Source organism: Pseudomonas sp. NY15435 (assembly GCF_048068295.1).
Classification (GTDB): Bacteria; Pseudomonadota; Gammaproteobacteria; order Pseudomonadales; family Pseudomonadaceae; genus Pseudomonas.
This window is the reverse complement of sequence record NZ_JBLUQA010000003.1, coordinates 260983-276174: the sequence shown is the minus strand read 5'-3', so window position 1 is coordinate 276174 and position 15192 is coordinate 260983. Positions and strand designations below refer to the sequence as shown.

The following is a 15192-nucleotide window of genomic DNA, read 5'->3' as shown; positions in this document are numbered from 1 at the left end:
GACTTTGTGCCGGGCCGCGCGTGATTGACCGCGCGGCCTGTCCTTTCCTAGAGTGACCAGGCCATTTTCGTCAGAGGGATACTCATGAAAAAAGCACTTTGGCTGCTCGCGGCGGCTGTGCCGGTCATCCTTGTCGCCTGCGGCGGCGAAGAGAAGAAAGCGCCCCAGGTCGACGCGCTGGTTCTACCCGGCGATGCCAAGCTGGATTCGCGCAGCGTCTCGTACAAGTGCGAGGACGGCCGCAAGATCAGCGTGCAGTACCTGAACAAGGGCGACAACAGCCTGGCCGTGGTGCCGGTGACGGACGCCTCCAGCCTGGTCTTTGCCAACGTCATCTCCGCCTCCGGCGCGCGCTATGCGGCCGGGCAGTACGTATGGTGGACCAAGGGCGAAGACGCGACCCTGTACAAGGACTGGAAAGGCGGTGAACCCGCGGACGGCGTGGCCTGCAAGGAGAGCTGATTCTTCTTGTGGTACCCGAACGAAAAAGCCCGGCAGATGCCGGGCTTTTTCATGCCAGCGCCGCTGTGCGGAACGCTTTTGTAGGGCGATAGCGCGCCGGCGTTATCCGCCCTGCGACATTGGGGACGGTGTCAGGCGGGTTCGCGAGCAAGCTCGCTCCTACAAGAGCCGGTCCGCGCTGGGCTAGCTTTTCGTAGGAGCGAGCTTGCTCGCGAACAGCCGCCACATCGGCAGTTAGAAGGTGAACTCCAGGTTCACCGTCGGCGTCGAGGTGCGCGTGCCGCGCCCGCCGTCCACGCCGAACTTGTTGTGCCAGTACTCGTAGCCCACGCCCAGCCACAGGTTCGGCTGGCGCTTGGTGCCCGGCAGGGTGGCGAACATCAGCGAGGTACGGATCAGCGTCTCCGGCGCGGTGTCGTTGTCGTTGTAGTCCTCGCCCTTTTCACCGGTGTAGTTCAGGAAACCCTGGAACTTCGCCCCGTGGTCGCCCAGCTGGAACGGCCGCAGCCAGGTCAGGTTGAGCATGTAGGTCGGGTCGAAGGTGTGGTCCGGGTGTTTCACGTTGGGAATACCCGAATGGTTCTTCTCGCGGTAGTAGAACAGCGACAGGTCCAGCACGCCGGGGCCGTTGAACTTGATGGTGGGGCCGAACACCAGCGCGCGCTTCTTCGCCGAACCGAGGTTGTTGTTGCGGCTGGCGTCGAAGCCGAAGGTGAAGGCGTGGTCCTTCACCAGCCCCTTGCCCTGCGGCAGGTCGAACACCCGCGAAGCGTACAGCTGGCTACGGAACACGCCGTAGACCTCGCTGCTGCCGTGGTCGGTGCCCTTGCGCGGATCATCGCTGTCGGACTGCAACACATCGAGGTGGAAGAAGTTGCTGCCGTAGCGGTAACCGTCCGCGTGGCTGAAGCTGAAGATGCGCTTGCTGATGTCGTGCGGGTTGTTCGGGTTGGTGAAGCCCTTGCCGTAGCGGAAGCCCAGCGTGTTGCTGGTCCATTCGAAGAAGCGATCCTCCTCGGCCTGTGCGAGCCCCAGCGGGGCCAGCACCAGAGCGGTACCGAGAGCGAACCGGCGGCCGTTGCTCAGGCGGCGGCTGGAACGCGGTTGGGGGCGGGCGGCGCCAAGGGCCGTCATCGCGGAAGAAACCATGCTGCACCTCTGTGTTGTTCTTATTTTTTGTGGCTTCGGGGCCGGCGTCCCGCAGGGTGAACTGCGGTCGGTGACAGGCTGGGTTCTAATGGTGAATTGATGACATTGCAAGTAAAACTTGTACACAAAGACGTATACAAAAATTGACGCAGAAGTCAGGAACGGTTGCTGCGGGCCGAACCAGATGGCTTCGGGACAGGCGCGACGCTGCGCGGTATCCTGACGATTATTTCCTCGCTGAATCCTCCCCATGCTGCAGATTTCCAACACCGTGCAGATTCCTGACGCCGAGATCGAGCTCAACGCCATCCGCGCCCAGGGCGCCGGCGGGCAGAACGTCAACAAGGTGTCCAGCGCCGTGCACCTTCGTTTCGATGTGCGTGCCTCGTCGCTGCCGGAGTTCTACAAGGAGCGTTTGCTGGCCCTGAGCGACCAGCGCCTCACCAGCGAGGGCGTGGTGGTGATCAAGGCGCAGCAGTTCCGCACCCAGGAGCAGAATCGCGAGGATGCGCTCAACCGCCTGGCGGAGTTGATCCGCAGCGTGGCGAAGGTGGAGAAGAAGCGCCGCCCGACCAAGCCGACGCTAGGCTCGAAGACGCGCCGGCTGGAAGGCAAGAGCAAGCGCGGGGCGATCAAGGCGGGGCGGGGGAAGGTGGATTTCTGAGGGGGAGCGCTTTGGTTGGATATCGGCGCTGGGGTGAGGGGCTCTTGGCCTTCGTAGGAGCGAGCTTGCTCGCGAACCAGGCCCCGCAGCGGAATCGGTTCGCGAGCAAGCTCGCTCCTACAGGTTTACCTTCAGCGCCAGCGGGATCGTCAGTGCACCAGCATCCCCGTGAACACATAGGCCTGCGCCAGCGTGATCAGGCCGATGAACGCCGCGAAGATCAGGCTGTGCTTGACCGTGAAGCGGAACAGGTCCGACTCCCGCCCGACCATCCCGGTAGCCGCGCAGGCCACGGCGATGGATTGCGGCGAGATCATCTTGCCGGTCACCCCGCCGGTGGTGTTGGCTGCCACCAGCAGCGTGTCGCTGACCCCGAGCTGGTGCGCGGTGGTCGCCTGCAATGAGCCGAACAGGGCGTTGGACGAAGTGTCCGACCCCGTCAGGAACACGCCCAGCCAGCCGAGGAACGGCGAGAAGAACGGGAAGGCCGCCCCGGTTCCCGCCAACACCAGCGCCAGGGTGGTGGACATCCCCGAGTAGTTGGTGACGAAGGCGAAGGCCAGCACCATGCCGATGGTCAGTACCGGCCACTTCAACTCCTTCAGCGTCTCGCCGAAGGTCGCCGCACCGCTTTTCACGCCGATGCGCAGGATGGCCATGGAGATCAGCGCCGCGAAGAAGATCGCCGTGCCGCTGGCCGACACCAGGTCGAACTTGTAGATCGCCGGCATCGGCGTCGGGTTGGCGACAATGGGCGCTGCCTTGAGCACCAACTGGTCGAGGTAGGGCACGTTGATCACCGCTACCCAGCTCTCCAGCGCGCCGCCGGGCAGGAACATCGCCTTGAATGGTTTCATGGTCCAGATCGTCACCAGCACCGTGAGGATCAGGAACGGCGACCACGCCTTGAAGATCTGTCCGAAGTTGTATTCGGATTCACGCTGGGCGCTGCCGCTTCCGCCCCCCAGTCCACCGAGCGTCGCGGTGCCGTCGGCGTTGATGCTGGAGAACTCCGTCTCGCGCAGATTCACCGGCTGCCACACACGCAGGAACAGCGTCAGGCAGACCATGCTCAGCAGCGCCGAAGTGATGTCCGGCAGCTCCGGGCCGATGAAGTTGGAGGTGAGGAACTGGCTGACCGCGAAAGTACCGCCGGCCACCAGCAGTGCTGGCCAGGTTTCGCGCACCCCGCGCCAGCCATCCATCATCGCCACCAGCCAGAAGGGCACGATCACCGACAGGATCGGCAACTGCCGGCCGGCCATGGCGCCGATCTTGAAGGCATCCACGCCTGACACCTGCCCGGCGACGATGATCGGGATGCCTAATGCACCGAAGGCCACCGGCGCGGTGTTGGCGATCAGGCACAGGCCGGCGGCGTACAGCGGATTGAAACCCAGGCCGACCAGCAGCGCCGCGGTGATTGCCACCGGTGCACCGAAGCCTGCCGCGCCTTCGAGGAAGGCGCCGAATGAGAAGCCGATCAGCACCACCTGCAGGCGCTGGTCGGTGGTGATCGACAGTACCGAACTGCGGATGATCTCGAACTGCCCGCTCTTCACCGTCAGCTTGTAGAGGAACACTGCCGCCACGATGATCCAGGCGATCGGCCAGAGCCCGTAGAAGAAACCGTAGACCGCCGAGGCCAGCGCCTTGTCCACCGGCATGTGGTAGACGAACACGGCGATCAGCAGCGACAACAGCAGGGTGATCGCCCCGGCGACGTGGCCCTTGAGGCGGAACACCGCCAGGGCGAGGAAGAAGAAGATGATCGGCACGAGGGCCGCCAGTGCCGACAGCCCGAGGCTGCCAAGCGGTGTATAGAGCTGCTGCCAGGTTTGCATGGGGATTGTCCCTTGTTGTTGTCGGAGGCAAAGCGTCAGCGGTGGATAACTCTTTCAGGTGGCGCATGCCTGGGCGGCGCACGCGCCGGCAGGTATTGAAAAAGCCCCGCAACGCGGCGCGTAGCGGGGCTTCTGCAAGCTGATTCGGGCAAGCTTTTCGGGGTGCCGCCGCCGGCTCGCTTGTGACCGGCGACGACCCTGACTCGGCCTGTGGCCACCTGTCGCCAGGGGCGCAAGAGGGCTTTCAAAGCGCTGCCACTCCCACGCTGGCGACCTGAGCATCCTCGCCGGCCTTCACCCCGGAGACGCCCACTGCGCCGATCACCTGTCCATCGACGATCAGCGGAATGCCGCCTTCGAGCGAGGTAATCAGTGGCGCGGTGACGAAGGCAGTGCGGCCGCCGTTGACCATGTCTTCGTAGCCTTTTGTTTCGCGCCGCCCCAGTGCTGCGCTGCGGGCTTTTTCCGTGGCGATATAGGCGCTGGCCGGGGCACTGCCGTCGAGGCGCTCCAGCGCCAGTGGATGGCCGCCGTCGTCGACCACCGCGATGGACACCGCCCAGCGGTTGCGCAGCGCTTCCTCCCGCGCGGCGGTGAGGATGCGGCTGACTTCCTGCTGGCTCAGAACGGCTTTGTTGAGCATGTGTCCACCTCGTCATGGGGGGGCGATTGCGGCGCGTCGGCCAGGGTTTCTTCCACCAGTTCGATCCAGTGCCTTACCGGCGTGCGGCCGGCGCCGCCCAGGTGTGTCTGGCAGCCGATGTTGGCAGTGACGATGACTTCCGGGCTGCCGCTTTCCAGCGCCTGCAGACGGTTGTCGCGCAGCCGCTTCGACAGCTCCGGCTGGGTCAGCGAGTAGGTCCCGGCGGAGCCGCAGCACAGGTGGCTGTCAGGCACGGCAGTGAGGCTGAAGCCCAGGCGCGTGAGCACGCCTTCCACCGCGCCACCCAGCTTCAGCGCGTGCTGCAGCGTGCACGGGCAGTGGAAGGCCAGGCGGCGCTCGCCCCGCAGGTGCAGTTCCTCCAGCGGCTCGTCGCGCAGCACTTCGGACAGGTCGCGGGACAGTTCGCTGACCCGCCGGGCCTTCGCCGCGTACTGCACGTCGCGCTCCAGCAGATGGCCGTAGTCGCGAACGAAGGCGCCGCAACCGCTGGCCGTCTGCACGATGGCCTCGGCGCCGGCTTCGATGGATGGCCACCAGGCGTCGATGTTGCGCCGGGCGCGGTCCAGCCCATCGGCCTGGGCATTGAGGTGATAGTCCACCGCGCCACAGCAGCCAGCATCCGCCGCCGGGATCACACTGATGCCCAGGCGATCCAGCACCCGCGTGGCGGCGGCATTGGTGTTGGGCGACAGCGCGGGCTGCACGCAACCTTCGAGCATCAGCATGCGCCGCGTGTGGCGCGGCTTCGGGCGTTCAACCGGCGGATGTGGGTAGCGCGGCAGCTTGCTTTGCAGGCTCTGCGGCAGGAGCGGATGGAAGGTCCGCCCGGCCTTGGCCAGTGCGCTGAACAGCGCCGCATTCGGCACCACAACGCGCAGGCTGCGACGCATCACGCGCTCGCTGAACGTGCGCGGCACCTGCTGTTCGACCACCGCGCGGCCGATGTCCAGCAGGTTGTGGTAGTCCACACCGGAAGGGCAGGTGGTCTCGCAGTTGCGGCAGCTCAGACAGCGGTCCAGGTGCTCGCGGGTGCTGGCGCTGGGCTCGGCACCTTCGAGCACTTGCTTGATCAGGTAGATGCGCCCGCGCGGGCCGTCCAGCTCGTCGCCCAGCAACTGGTAGGTCGGGCAGGTGGCTGTGCAGAAGCCGCAGTGCACGCAGGAGCGCAGGATGCGCTCGGCTTCCTCGGCGCGTGGCAGGCGCTTGGCCTGTTCGCTCAGGTTGGTTTGCATCAGAGTTCCCTGTACATCCGGCCGGGGTTGAAGATGCCTTGCGGGTCGAGCTGTTGCTTGAGGCTCTGGTGATAACGCAGCAGCGCGGCGGGCAGTGGGTGGAAGCTGTCGTCGCCCGGCGTGCAGCGCATGGCATGGCCGCCAACTTCGGCGACGCTGTGGCGGATCAGCTCGGCGTCCGCGTCGGACTTCAGCCAGCGCTGTGCGCCGCCCCAGTCGATCAGCTGTTCGCCCGGCAACGAAAGTGCCGGCGTGGCGTTAGGCAGCGACAGCCGCCAGAGCGTGCCGGGGCTGGCAAAGAAGCCCAGGCGCTGTTCGCGCAGGTTCTGCCAGTAGCTGCTGTCGATTTCCTCGCCACCCAGGCGCAGCCGTGCAGAACACACCGAGCCTTCGCCACCCTCCAGGCGCAGGTGCAGCGCGCTGCCGTCATGGCAGGCGGCGGTGATCGGAATCGGTTGTGCGCCCCATTCGGCGAGTTCGCCCAGCGCCTGGTGGATGTCCATTTCCAGGCGCAGGCTGGCGCACATCCGTGGCTTGGGCAGGACCTTCATCGACACTTCGGTGATGACGCCAAGGCAACCGAAACTGCCGGCGAGCAAACGGGACAGGTCGTAGCCGGCGACGTTCTTCATCACCTCTCCACCGAAGCGCAGCAGCTTGCCGTGGCCGGTGATCAGCCGCGTGCCCAGCACGTAGTCGCGCACCGAGCCGGACCAGGGCCGGCGCGGGCCGGAAAGCCCGGCCGCAACCATGCCGCCGAACGTGGCGCCGCTGAATCTCGGCGGCTCGCAGGGCAGCAATTGCCCGGCCTCGTCCAGCGCCGCTTCGATCTCCGCCAGCGGCGTGCCCGCGCGGGCGGTCAGCACCAGTTCGGTCGGGTCGTAGCTGACGATGCCGCTGTGGGCGCGGGTATCCAGTTCCACGCCGGTGACCGGGCGGCCGAGGAAGGCTTTGCTGTCGCCGCCACGAATGCGCAACGGCGTTCGCGCGCTGAGTGCCTGGTTCACCTGTTCGAGCAGGTCCGCGCTGGCGTCGGCCATCAGAAGCGCTCCAGGTCGGGGAAGGGCAACTGTCCGTGATGCACGTGCATTGCGCCGAACTCGGCGCAGCGGTGCAGGGTCGGGATGTTCTTGCCGGGGTTGAGCAGGCGGTCCGGGTCGAACGCCGCCTTTACTGCATGGAACAGGGTCAGCTCGTCACTGTTGAACTGCGCGCACATCTGGTTGATCTTCTCGCGCCCTACGCCGTGCTCACCGGTGATGCTGCCGCCCACTGCCACGCAGAGTTCGAGGATCTTGCCGCCGATGGCCTCGGCGCGCTCCAGCTCGCCGGGCACATTGGCATCGAAGAGGATCAGCGGGTGCATGTTGCCGTCGCCGGCGTGGAACACGTTGGCCACGCGCAGGCCGAATTCCTCCGACAGCTCGGCGATGCCGTGCAGCACGCGCGGCAGCTCGCGACGCGGGATGGTGCCGTCCATGCAGTAGTAGTCCGGCGAGATGCGCCCGACCGCCGGGAAGGCGTTCTTGCGCCCAGCCCAGAAGCGCACGCGCTCGGCTTCGTCGCAGGCCAGCCGCACGTCGGTGGCGCCGGCCGCGCGCAGCACGCCATCGACGCACGCGCAGTCGTCCTGCACGTCCGCCTCCACGCCGTCCAGTTCGCACAGCAGGATGGCGGCGGCGTCCACCGGGTAGCCGGCGTGGATGAAGTCCTCGGCGGCGCGGATCGACAGGTTGTCCATCATCTCCAGCCCGCCGGGGATGATGCCGGCGGCGATGATGTCGGCCACCGCGCGGCCGGCCTTTTCCACTGAATCGAAACTGGCCAGCAGGACCCGCGCCACCTGCGGGCGTGGCAGCAGTTTGACGGTGACTTCAGTGACGATGCCGAGCATGCCCTCGGAGCCGGTGAACAGTGCCAGCAGGTCGAAACCGGGGCTGTCGAGGGCATCGCTGCCCAGCGTCAGTTGCTCGCCTTCGACGGTGAGGATGTCCACCTTGAGCAGGTTATGCACGGTCAGGCCGTACTTCAGGCAATGCACGCCGCCGGCATTCTCGGCGACGTTGCCGCCAATGGAGCAGGCGATCTGCGAGGACGGGTCGGGCGCGTAGTACAGGCCATGCGGGGCAGCGGCCTGGGAGATCGCCAGGTTGCGCACGCCGGGCTGCACACGGGCGAAGCGGCCCTGCGGGTTTACCTCAAGGATGCGGTTGAAGCGCGCCATCACCAGCAGGATGCCTTTCTCCAGCGGCAGCGCGCCTCCGGAGAGCCCGGTGCCCGCGCCGCGCGCCACCACCGGCACCTTGCGCGCATGGCAGAGCCTGAGCAGCGCCTGCACCTGCTCGATGCGTTCGGGCAGCGCCACCAGCATCGGCACGGTGCGATAGGCAGAGAGTCCGTCGCATTCGTAGGGCTTGAGGTCTTCGGTGGTGTGCAGGAGTTCGAGGTCGGGCAGTGCCGCTCGCAGTTCGGCCAGCAGGGCGGATTTGTCGACGGCGGGCAGCGCGCCGTCGACGCGCTCGTCAAAGAGGATATTCATGGGCCACGGTGCTCTGATCTTGTTATTGGATGAGCCCGTCAGGCGGGCTTCTTGAGCCACAGCGCCGTGAACATGCGGCCGCCGCTTCGCAGGCGTCCATTGGATTTCACACTGGTCCGACCAGTTATTAAGTGCCGGTACGCTGGAAAGGCCCTTTCCTGGCAGCTAGGGTTCTTGGCGACAGGACAGGCGAAGAGGCACTGGTCCTACCAGTTGTGGAGAGCTGTGATGACGACTTACCCGCAGGGCAAGCAGCGCGTCGCCGACCAGGTGGCGGAAAAGATCGAGCGCCTGATCGTCGATGGCGTGCTCAAGGTCGGCCAGGCGCTACCGTCGGAACGGCGCCTGGTGGAGAAGCTCGGCTGTTCGCGCTCGGCATTGCGTGAGGGGCTGCGTGCGTTGCGCGGGCGCGGCATCGTCGATACCGAGCAGGGGCGGGGTTCATTCGTTGCAGACCTGACCGGCGCCGACGACGTCTCGCCGCTGATGCACCTGTTCCGCTCGCAGCCGCGCACGCTCTATGACTTGCTGGAGGTGCGCGCGCTACTGGAAGGGGAGTCTGCCCGGCTGGCCGCCTTGCGCGCCACGGATGTCGACCTGTTGCTGATCGGCCGGCGGTTCGAGGAGATGCACTCGGCTTTCGACGAGCCGCAACCGCTGGACCCACGCGAGCATGCCCGGCGCGACCACGCCTTCCACCAGGCGATCAGCGAGGCCTCGCACAACCCGGTGCTGGTGCACACGCTGCAGTCGCTCAATGAACTGATGCTCAGCACCGTGTTCGCCTCAGTGAACAACCTCTACAACCGCCCGCCGCAGAAGCGCCAGATCGACCGCCAGCACGCGCGGCTGTACCGCGCCCTCTGCGAACGCCAGCCGGAGCAGGCGCAGCGTGCCGCCCGTGAACATATCCACGGCGTCAGGGACAACCTGCGGGAGATCGAGCAGGAGGAGCAGCGCCTGGTGCGCGCGACCTTGCGCCTAGAGGGTTGGAGGTGATGTAGGAGCGGACTCTGTCCGCGATGTCCAACCGGCCAGCTCAGCGTTGCCGGGAATCGATCGCGGACGGAGTCCGCTCCTACGCGAGCCGAAAGAAGCGATCGGCTGCCAGCGGCTTTTCGTAGGAGCGAGCTTGCTCGCGAACCGCTTCGCGCCGGAGTGGCCTGGGAATACCGTTCGCGAGCAAGCTCGCTCCTACAGGTTCTGCATCAGCGCCGCGCCTTGCGTTCGCGCATCTCCGCCAGCATGCGCTCGGCATTCGCTGCACAGCCCATGCCCTCGGGCTTGTTTTCGATCCCGTCGATCACCGCCAGCAAGCGCTCGCGGTTTTGCCGCAGCTGCTGCTCCATCGCCTCGATCTCCGCGACCTTGCGGCGCAGGCCGGCGACCAGTTCGCCGTGGCCGTTCTCGATGGGGGTGGAGTGCGGCAGCAGGTTGCGGATTTCCTCCAGGCTGAAGCCGGTCTGCTGGGCGCTGCGGATGATCTCCAGCAGGTCGAGGGTCTCCGGCGGGTAGGCGCGGTAGCCGTTGGCCAGGCGCCGCGCCGGGGCGATCAGCCCGCTGGCTTCGTAGAAGCGGATGCGCGAGGGGGCGAGGCCGCTGAGGTTGGCCAGTTCACCGATTTTCATGCTGGGCTCCGAAAGGGGCTTGACCTTGAAGTGAACTTTAAACTTAGCCTTGCTGGCACCACAACCTCGGAGTCGCCTCATGTCGCCTTTCCAGCCCCTGCGCCTGCCCAACGGCGGCGAAGTCCCCAATCGTATCGCCAAGGCCGCCATGGAAGAGAATATGGCCGACGCCGACCAGGCGCCCTCGGCCGCGCTGCTGCGCCTTTACCAGGCCTGGGCGGATGGCGGCGTCGGCCTGATCCTCAGCGGCAACGTGATGATCGACGGCCGCGCCATGACCGGCCCCGGCGGCGTGGTGCTGGAAAACGACCGCCATCTGGAGCGCTTCCGCGAATGGGCGCGCATCGGTCGTTCCCGCGGCGCGCAGTTCTGGTTGCAGTTGAACCATCCCGGTCGCCAGGTGCAGACCAACCTCGGCCAGGGGGCCATTGCGCCCTCGGTTGTGCCGCTGGAGATGGGCAAGTTCTCCAAGCTGTTTGCTGTTGCCCGCGAGATGACCGAGGACGATATCGCCGAGGTGATTCGGCGCTTCGTCCGCGCTGCAAAGCTTTCTGAACAGGCCGGTTTCACCGGCGTGCAGATCCATGCAGCGCACGGCTACCTGCTCAGCCAGTTCCTCTCGCCGCTGGCCAACAAGCGCCAGGACCGCTGGGGAGGCTCGCTGGAAAATCGCGCGCGCCTGTTGCTGGAGGTCGTTCGCGCTGTCCGTGCCGAGGTGTCGCCGGCGTTTTGCGTGGGGGTGAAGATCAACTCCGCCGATTTCCAGCGCGGCGGCTTCGACGCCAGTGATGCGTGCCAGGTGATCGAGTGGTTGAACGACGAACAGGTCGACCTGGTCGAGCTCTCCGGCGGCAGCTACGAGGCGCCGGCCATGCAGGGCGATGCCCGCGATGGCCGCACCCTGGCGCGGGAGGCTTACTTCCTCGAATTCGCCCGCGAGATGCGCAAAGCGGCGCGCATGCCGCTGATGGTGACTGGCGGCATCCGTCGTCTGCCGGTGGCGGAGCAGGTGCTGGATAGCGGGCTGGAGATGGTCGGTATCGGCACCGCCCTGGCGCTGGAGCCGCAGCTGGTTTTGCATTGGCAGCGCGGCAGCCAGACCCAACCACAGCTACCGGCGATCCGCTGGCGCTCCAAGCCGCTGGCGGCGCTGGCCTACATGGCGCTGGTCAAGCTGCAGCTGCACCGCATCGGCGCCCGCCGCGCGCCCAACCCGCAGGCCTCGCCGTGGCGCACCTTGGTGATGGAGCAATGGCGCACGTTGCGTCGGGCCAAGCAGTACCGCCGCTGGGCCGCGCGCCAGATCGGTTGATTGGTGCGTAGGAGCGGACTCCGTCCGCGAAGTGGAATCGCCGCTCTGCGGATGATCCTGGCGATGGGAGCAGCCGATCGCGGACGGAGTCCGCTCCTACAAATGCCTGGGCCCCTCCCTCAAGGGGAGGGCTGGGCGGGCCTGGCGCCGATCACGCCTGCTGCCGCGTCGCCGCCAGCACGATCTCGCGAATGCACACGCCCTGTGGCTGGTTGTAGGCGTAGCCGATGGCGTTGGCCACATCCTCGGCGCTGAGCACCTTGCCGCCCATCTCGCGCTTCCAGTCCTGGTAGCCGCTCTTGATCGCCTCGTCGGTGGTGTGGCTGAGCAGTTCGGTCTCCACCGCGCCGGGGGCAATGGTGACGACGCGTACGTTATGCGCCGCGACTTCCTCTCGCAGGTTCTCGGAGATCGCGTGCACCGCGAACTTGGTACCAACGTAGGCGACATGGTTGGGGAAAGTCTTGCGCCCAGCCACCGAGCTGACATTGATCACGGTGCCCTGGTTGCGCTCGACCATGCCCTTGAGCACGGCGTGCACACCGTTGAGCAGGCCCTTCACGTTGACGTCGAGCATGCGCTCCCACTCGGCCGGGTCCTGCTCGACCATATTGCCCAGCAGCATCACGCCGGCATTGTTCACCAGCGCGTCGGCTGGCCCGAAGCGCTTCTCGGCATCCGCCACGGCAGCCAGCAGCGCCTCGCGGTCGGTCACGTCCACTGCTCGGCACAGCGCGTTGGGCAGCTTCAGCGCTTCCAGGCGGTCAATGCGTCGGGCCAGCAACAGCAGGGGATGGCCCTGCTGGGCGAAGAGGCGGGCGGTGGCTTCGCCGATACCGGAACTGGCGCCGGTGACGATGATCAGGGGCTTGCTCATGGTGGTTCTCCTGCAATCGAAAATCTGGATGCCTAAACGATGCAGTGAAGTATATTTAGCAATAATTCGCCTGAAAAATGGCTTATTCCTGTGTCTGGCATCGGGATTTCCTATGGATATTCGACAGCTCGCCGCCTTCGTCGCGGTCTTCGAGGAGCGCAACATCACCGCCGCTGCGCAGCGCCTGTTTGTCAGCCAGCCCACGCTGTCCGCCACCGTGCGCCAGTTGGAGGAGAGCCTGGGCACCGAGCTGTTCGTGCGCCAGCCACGCGGCGTGGATGTCAGCGAAGCGGCACGTACCCTGTACCCGCGTGCCCGTGCCTTGCTCGCCGAGGCGGACGGGTTGCGCAACCTGTTCCGCCAGTCGTCGGAGCGACAGCCACTGCACCTGGGCGTGGAAGGGGACATCAGCGCCGGGCAGGTGGAGAGTTTCGTCGGCCTGGTGCAGCAGGCGATCCCGAACCTGCAGCTGCATCTGGAAGAAGGTTGTGTGGGGGATGCTCGGCTGGCAGCGGAGGAGTTCTGTTGCGAAGACGAGCTTTTCGTCCCGGTCTGGGACGACCCCTACGTGCTGGCGCTGCCGCCAGGTGACGGACGTGCACAGGTCGACGCATGGATCACCTGCCCGTCGCACCCGTCCCACCAGCGACTGATGACGGCCTATGGCAGCGCACCCGTGGTAGCGCAGGCCAGCACGCTGAATCTTGCCCTTCGGCTGGTCAACGCCGGTCTGGGCGCAGCCATCCTGCCCGCCTCGCTGCTGAGCGGCGCTCCGGCAGTTCGGAGTGGGAGCCTGAATCTTCCCCTACCCGTACGCCGCATTGGCCTCTGCCATTCCGCGCAGGCGCTGGAGCAGCCGGCGGTGCGCGGTCTCTACGACTTCCTGCGAGCCCGCGAGGCGGCCTGACTCAGGCCTGCACCTTCTGTGCGGCGGGCGTGCGCAAGGACAGCAGCAGGACCAGCGAGGCCGCGAGAATCTGCAGGCTCGCATAGCCGTTGGTGGTGGCGATCAGGCCGTAGCGCTGGATCGCCAGCCCGGCAAGAATCGCCGGCACGCTGAAGGCCAGGTAGCTCAGCACATAGAAGCTTGCCATCAGCGCACCACGTTCATGGGCGTGGGCCAGCGGCACCACCGAACGCAGGGCGCCGAGGAAGGCGCCGCCGAAGCCGAGCCCCGCCACCGCGGTGCCGAGGAAGAATAGCCAGAGGTTGGCGCTGTCCACGCCGAGCAGGGTGATGAGCAGGCCGACTATCAGCGCCAGGCCGCCACGACGCAGGATCACCGCCGCTGGCTGGCTGCGCAGAGCAAAGATCGCCAGCGCGCCGCAGAAGCACAGCAGCGACACCAGTCCTCCGCCAATCATCGGCACCTGCAGACCGGTGACTTGCCGTGCCAGCGTCGGACCCAATGACAGGTAGAAACCGCCGAGCGCCCAGAGGCTGGCATTCAGTGGCGCTACGCTCCAGAACTCGCGGCGGGCCTGCGGGGGAATGCGGATGCGCGGCTTCAGCGAGGCCAGTGCGCCGGGTTGCCGGCTGATGCTTTCCGGCAACCAGCGCAGCAGCACGATGCCCATGGCGAACACCGCCAGCAGCCACACATACACCTCATGCAGCGGATCGGAACCGAACTGCACCAGCGTGCTGCTGCCCAGCGCACCCATGGCCATGCCGAGCATGGGCGCCACGCTGTTGATCAGCGGGCCGCGCTCGCGGTCGATATCCAGCATGGCTGCGCCCAGCACACTGGTGGCGATGCCGGTGGCGAAGCCTTGCAGCAGGCGCGCGATGATCAGCAACTCGACTGAGTTGGCGTAGAGGAACACCGCCATTGCCAGCAGTTCGAGGATCAGCGCGGCGCGGATCACCGGGCGCCGGCCGAGGTGGTCCGACAGTGAGCCGAACACCAGCAGCGCCAGCATCAGACCGCCGGCGTAGATGCTGAACACCAGCGTCAGCAGGGGCGGGGAGAAGTGCCAGGACTCGCGGTACAGCGCATACAGCGGCGTGGGCGCGGCGGCGGCGGCGAGGAAAGCCATGAGGATGGCCGTCAGCAGCGCGGCCGAGGCTTTGGCTGAGAAGCCGGGGGCGCTTTTCGATGGGGTCTGTGCCATGATTCAGCTCGCAAAGGCTAAGATTTTGCTTTTGCGAGATGCTGGACCCGTTTTGGTATAAAAGCAAATTCTTTGCGTTAAGGTGCTTATGGCAATCAATCAGGGTGTTCGACCGGGTGGCCGCAGTGCGCGGGTGCAGGCTTCGGTGCACAAGGCCGTGGCCGAGTTGCTGGAGGAGCGCGAACGCGCCGAACTGACGGTGCCGTTGATCGCCTCGCGAGCAGGCGTCACGCCCTCGACCATCTATCGGCGCTGGGGTGATCTCAACGAACTGCTGGGCGATGTCGCCTTGCAACGCATCCGCCCTGACGCCGAGCCGGCGGACACCGGCAGCCTGCGCGGCGACCTGCTGGCCTGGGGCGAGCAGTACATGGAGGAGACCGCCTCGGTGCCCGGCCGCGCGGTAGTCCTCGACCTGCTGGCGGCAGGCGGCGGCTGCTCGGGGCGCTGCATGGCGATCGCTTGCGGCCAGTTCGAGATCATCCTGCTGCGCGCCAGGCAGCGCGGCGAGAAGTTGCCGCAGGTTGACCGCATCGTCGACCGTCTGATGGCGCCGCTGGTGTACCGCATCCTGTTTTCCGGCGAGGAGCTGGAGGTGGCGTATGTCGAGCGGTTGGTCGACCTGACGCTGGAGGGGTTGTAGCCGCTGCCGTGGGCTCGCTCTTTGCCGGCCGGTGCTGGTTTGCGAATCTCAACTGCTTCTGGCG

At 66.3% G+C, this 15192-nt stretch carries 15 protein-coding genes; 6 read left to right on the top strand and 9 right to left on the bottom strand.

The features are described from left to right. Positions 1 to 84: 84 nt before the first annotated feature. Positions 85 to 462, top strand: a complete 378-nt coding sequence (locus ACNFH5_RS08500; RefSeq protein WP_416745182.1) for an MliC family protein — start codon at positions 85 to 87, stop codon at positions 460 to 462. Positions 463 to 696: 234 nt separating this feature from the next. Here ACNFH5_RS08500 and ACNFH5_RS08495 read toward each other — a convergent pair whose 3' ends face one another. Beyond that, on the bottom strand, positions 697 to 1611 hold the full coding sequence (locus ACNFH5_RS08495) for a nucleoside-binding protein (RefSeq protein WP_416745181.1): 915 nt from the start codon (positions 1609 to 1611) through the stop codon (positions 697 to 699). A gap of 250 nt (positions 1612 to 1861) precedes the next feature. On the opposite strand from ACNFH5_RS08495, the gene arfB reads away from it, so the two are divergent. Further along, positions 1862 to 2275, top strand: a complete 414-nt coding sequence (arfB, locus tag ACNFH5_RS08490) for an alternative ribosome rescue aminoacyl-tRNA hydrolase ArfB (RefSeq protein ID WP_416745180.1) — start codon at positions 1862 to 1864, stop codon at positions 2273 to 2275. Between the two features lie 149 nt (positions 2276 to 2424). On the opposite strand, the gene ACNFH5_RS08485 is transcribed toward arfB, so the two are convergent. From ACNFH5_RS08485 to glcD, 5 genes are all read right to left on the bottom strand, one after another. Next, positions 2425 to 4119 (bottom strand): lactate permease LctP family transporter, encoded by a 1695-nt coding sequence (locus ACNFH5_RS08485; protein ID WP_416745179.1) that lies wholly within the window; start codon positions 4117 to 4119, stop codon positions 2425 to 2427. A 244-nt stretch (positions 4120 to 4363) separates the two neighbouring features. Further along, positions 4364 to 4762, bottom strand: coding sequence for a heme-binding protein (locus ACNFH5_RS08480; RefSeq protein WP_416745178.1), 399 nt, complete (start codon positions 4760 to 4762; stop codon positions 4364 to 4366). Beyond that, positions 4741 to 6015: a glycolate oxidase subunit GlcF gene (gene glcF / locus ACNFH5_RS08475; protein WP_416745177.1), complete on the bottom strand. Its 1275-nt coding sequence runs from the start codon at positions 6013 to 6015 to the stop codon at positions 4741 to 4743. Before glcF ends, ACNFH5_RS08480 begins: the two co-directional genes overlap by 22 nt. Then, positions 6015 to 7055, bottom strand: coding sequence for a glycolate oxidase subunit GlcE (glcE, locus tag ACNFH5_RS08470; RefSeq protein WP_416745176.1), 1041 nt, complete (start codon positions 7053 to 7055; stop codon positions 6015 to 6017). The genes glcF and glcE overlap by 1 nt, the downstream gene beginning before the upstream one ends. Further along, positions 7055 to 8554 carry a glycolate oxidase subunit GlcD gene (gene glcD, locus ACNFH5_RS08465; protein WP_416745175.1) on the bottom strand — a complete coding sequence of 500 codons (1500 nt, stop codon included), beginning with the start codon at positions 8552 to 8554 and terminating at the stop codon, positions 7055 to 7057. The genes glcE and glcD overlap by 1 nt, the downstream gene beginning before the upstream one ends. Before the next feature lie 228 nt (positions 8555 to 8782). Between glcD and glcC the strand changes: the two genes are divergently transcribed. Beyond that, a complete protein-coding gene (glcC, locus tag ACNFH5_RS08460) occupies positions 8783 to 9553 on the top strand; it encodes a transcriptional regulator GlcC (RefSeq protein ID WP_416745174.1) in 771 nt (256 codons plus the stop codon). Between the two features lie 209 nt (positions 9554 to 9762). Here the strand turns inward: glcC and ACNFH5_RS08455 are convergent, their stop codons facing one another. Further along, positions 9763 to 10182 (bottom strand): MerR family transcriptional regulator, encoded by a 420-nt coding sequence (locus ACNFH5_RS08455; protein WP_416745173.1) that lies wholly within the window; start codon positions 10180 to 10182, stop codon positions 9763 to 9765. 79 nt (positions 10183 to 10261) lie between these two features. On the opposite strand from ACNFH5_RS08455, the gene ACNFH5_RS08450 reads away from it, so the two are divergent. Next, a complete protein-coding gene (locus tag ACNFH5_RS08450; RefSeq protein WP_416745172.1) occupies positions 10262 to 11494 on the top strand; it encodes an NADH:flavin oxidoreductase/NADH oxidase family protein in 1233 nt (410 codons plus the stop codon). Between the two features lie 151 nt (positions 11495 to 11645). Here the strand turns inward: ACNFH5_RS08450 and ACNFH5_RS08445 are convergent, their stop codons facing one another. Next, a complete protein-coding gene (locus ACNFH5_RS08445; RefSeq protein ID WP_416745171.1) occupies positions 11646 to 12371 on the bottom strand; it encodes an SDR family oxidoreductase in 726 nt (241 codons plus the stop codon). A 112-nt stretch (positions 12372 to 12483) separates the two neighbouring features. Here ACNFH5_RS08445 and ACNFH5_RS08440 point away from each other — a divergent pair, with 112 nt between their 5' ends. Continuing rightward, positions 12484 to 13278 (top strand): LysR family transcriptional regulator, encoded by a 795-nt coding sequence (locus tag ACNFH5_RS08440; RefSeq protein ID WP_416745170.1) that lies wholly within the window; start codon positions 12484 to 12486, stop codon positions 13276 to 13278. 1 nt (position 13279) lies between these two features. Here ACNFH5_RS08440 and ACNFH5_RS08435 read toward each other — a convergent pair whose 3' ends face one another. Then, positions 13280 to 14485 (bottom strand): MFS transporter, encoded by a 1206-nt coding sequence (locus ACNFH5_RS08435; protein WP_416745169.1) that lies wholly within the window; start codon positions 14483 to 14485, stop codon positions 13280 to 13282. Between the two features lie 88 nt (positions 14486 to 14573). Here ACNFH5_RS08435 and ACNFH5_RS08430 point away from each other — a divergent pair, with 88 nt between their 5' ends. Beyond that, positions 14574 to 15128 (top strand): TetR/AcrR family transcriptional regulator C-terminal ligand-binding domain-containing protein, encoded by a 555-nt coding sequence (locus ACNFH5_RS08430; protein ID WP_416745168.1) that lies wholly within the window; start codon positions 14574 to 14576, stop codon positions 15126 to 15128. The last annotated feature ends 64 nt before the right edge of the window (positions 15129 to 15192 follow it).

Bases quoted from the DNA above. Each gene is read 5' to 3' on its own strand.
- ACNFH5_RS08500 (WP_416745182.1), top strand. From the start codon at position 85: ATGAAAAAAGCACTTTGGCTGCTCGCGGCGGCTGTGCCGGTCATCCTT.
- ACNFH5_RS08495 (WP_416745181.1), bottom strand. From the start codon at position 1,611: ATGGTTTCTTCCGCGATGACGGCCCTTGGCGCCGCCCGCCCCCAACCG.
- arfB (WP_416745180.1), top strand. From the start codon at position 1,862: ATGCTGCAGATTTCCAACACCGTGCAGATTCCTGACGCCGAGATCGAG.
- ACNFH5_RS08485 (WP_416745179.1), bottom strand. From the start codon at position 4,119: ATGCAAACCTGGCAGCAGCTCTATACACCGCTTGGCAGCCTCGGGCTG.
- ACNFH5_RS08480 (WP_416745178.1), bottom strand. From the start codon at position 4,762: ATGCTCAACAAAGCCGTTCTGAGCCAGCAGGAAGTCAGCCGCATCCTC.
- glcF (WP_416745177.1), bottom strand. From the start codon at position 6,015: ATGCAAACCAACCTGAGCGAACAGGCCAAGCGCCTGCCACGCGCCGAG.
- glcE (WP_416745176.1), bottom strand. From the start codon at position 7,055: ATGGCCGACGCCAGCGCGGACCTGCTCGAACAGGTGAACCAGGCACTC.
- glcD (WP_416745175.1), bottom strand. From the start codon at position 8,554: ATGAATATCCTCTTTGACGAGCGCGTCGACGGCGCGCTGCCCGCCGTC.
- glcC (WP_416745174.1), top strand. From the start codon at position 8,783: ATGACGACTTACCCGCAGGGCAAGCAGCGCGTCGCCGACCAGGTGGCG.
- ACNFH5_RS08455 (WP_416745173.1), bottom strand. From the start codon at position 10,182: ATGAAAATCGGTGAACTGGCCAACCTCAGCGGCCTCGCCCCCTCGCGC.
- ACNFH5_RS08450 (WP_416745172.1), top strand. From the start codon at position 10,262: ATGTCGCCTTTCCAGCCCCTGCGCCTGCCCAACGGCGGCGAAGTCCCC.
- ACNFH5_RS08445 (WP_416745171.1), bottom strand. From the start codon at position 12,371: ATGAGCAAGCCCCTGATCATCGTCACCGGCGCCAGTTCCGGTATCGGC.
- ACNFH5_RS08440 (WP_416745170.1), top strand. From the start codon at position 12,484: ATGGATATTCGACAGCTCGCCGCCTTCGTCGCGGTCTTCGAGGAGCGC.
- ACNFH5_RS08435 (WP_416745169.1), bottom strand. From the start codon at position 14,485: ATGGCACAGACCCCATCGAAAAGCGCCCCCGGCTTCTCAGCCAAAGCC.
- ACNFH5_RS08430 (WP_416745168.1), top strand. From the start codon at position 14,574: ATGGCAATCAATCAGGGTGTTCGACCGGGTGGCCGCAGTGCGCGGGTG.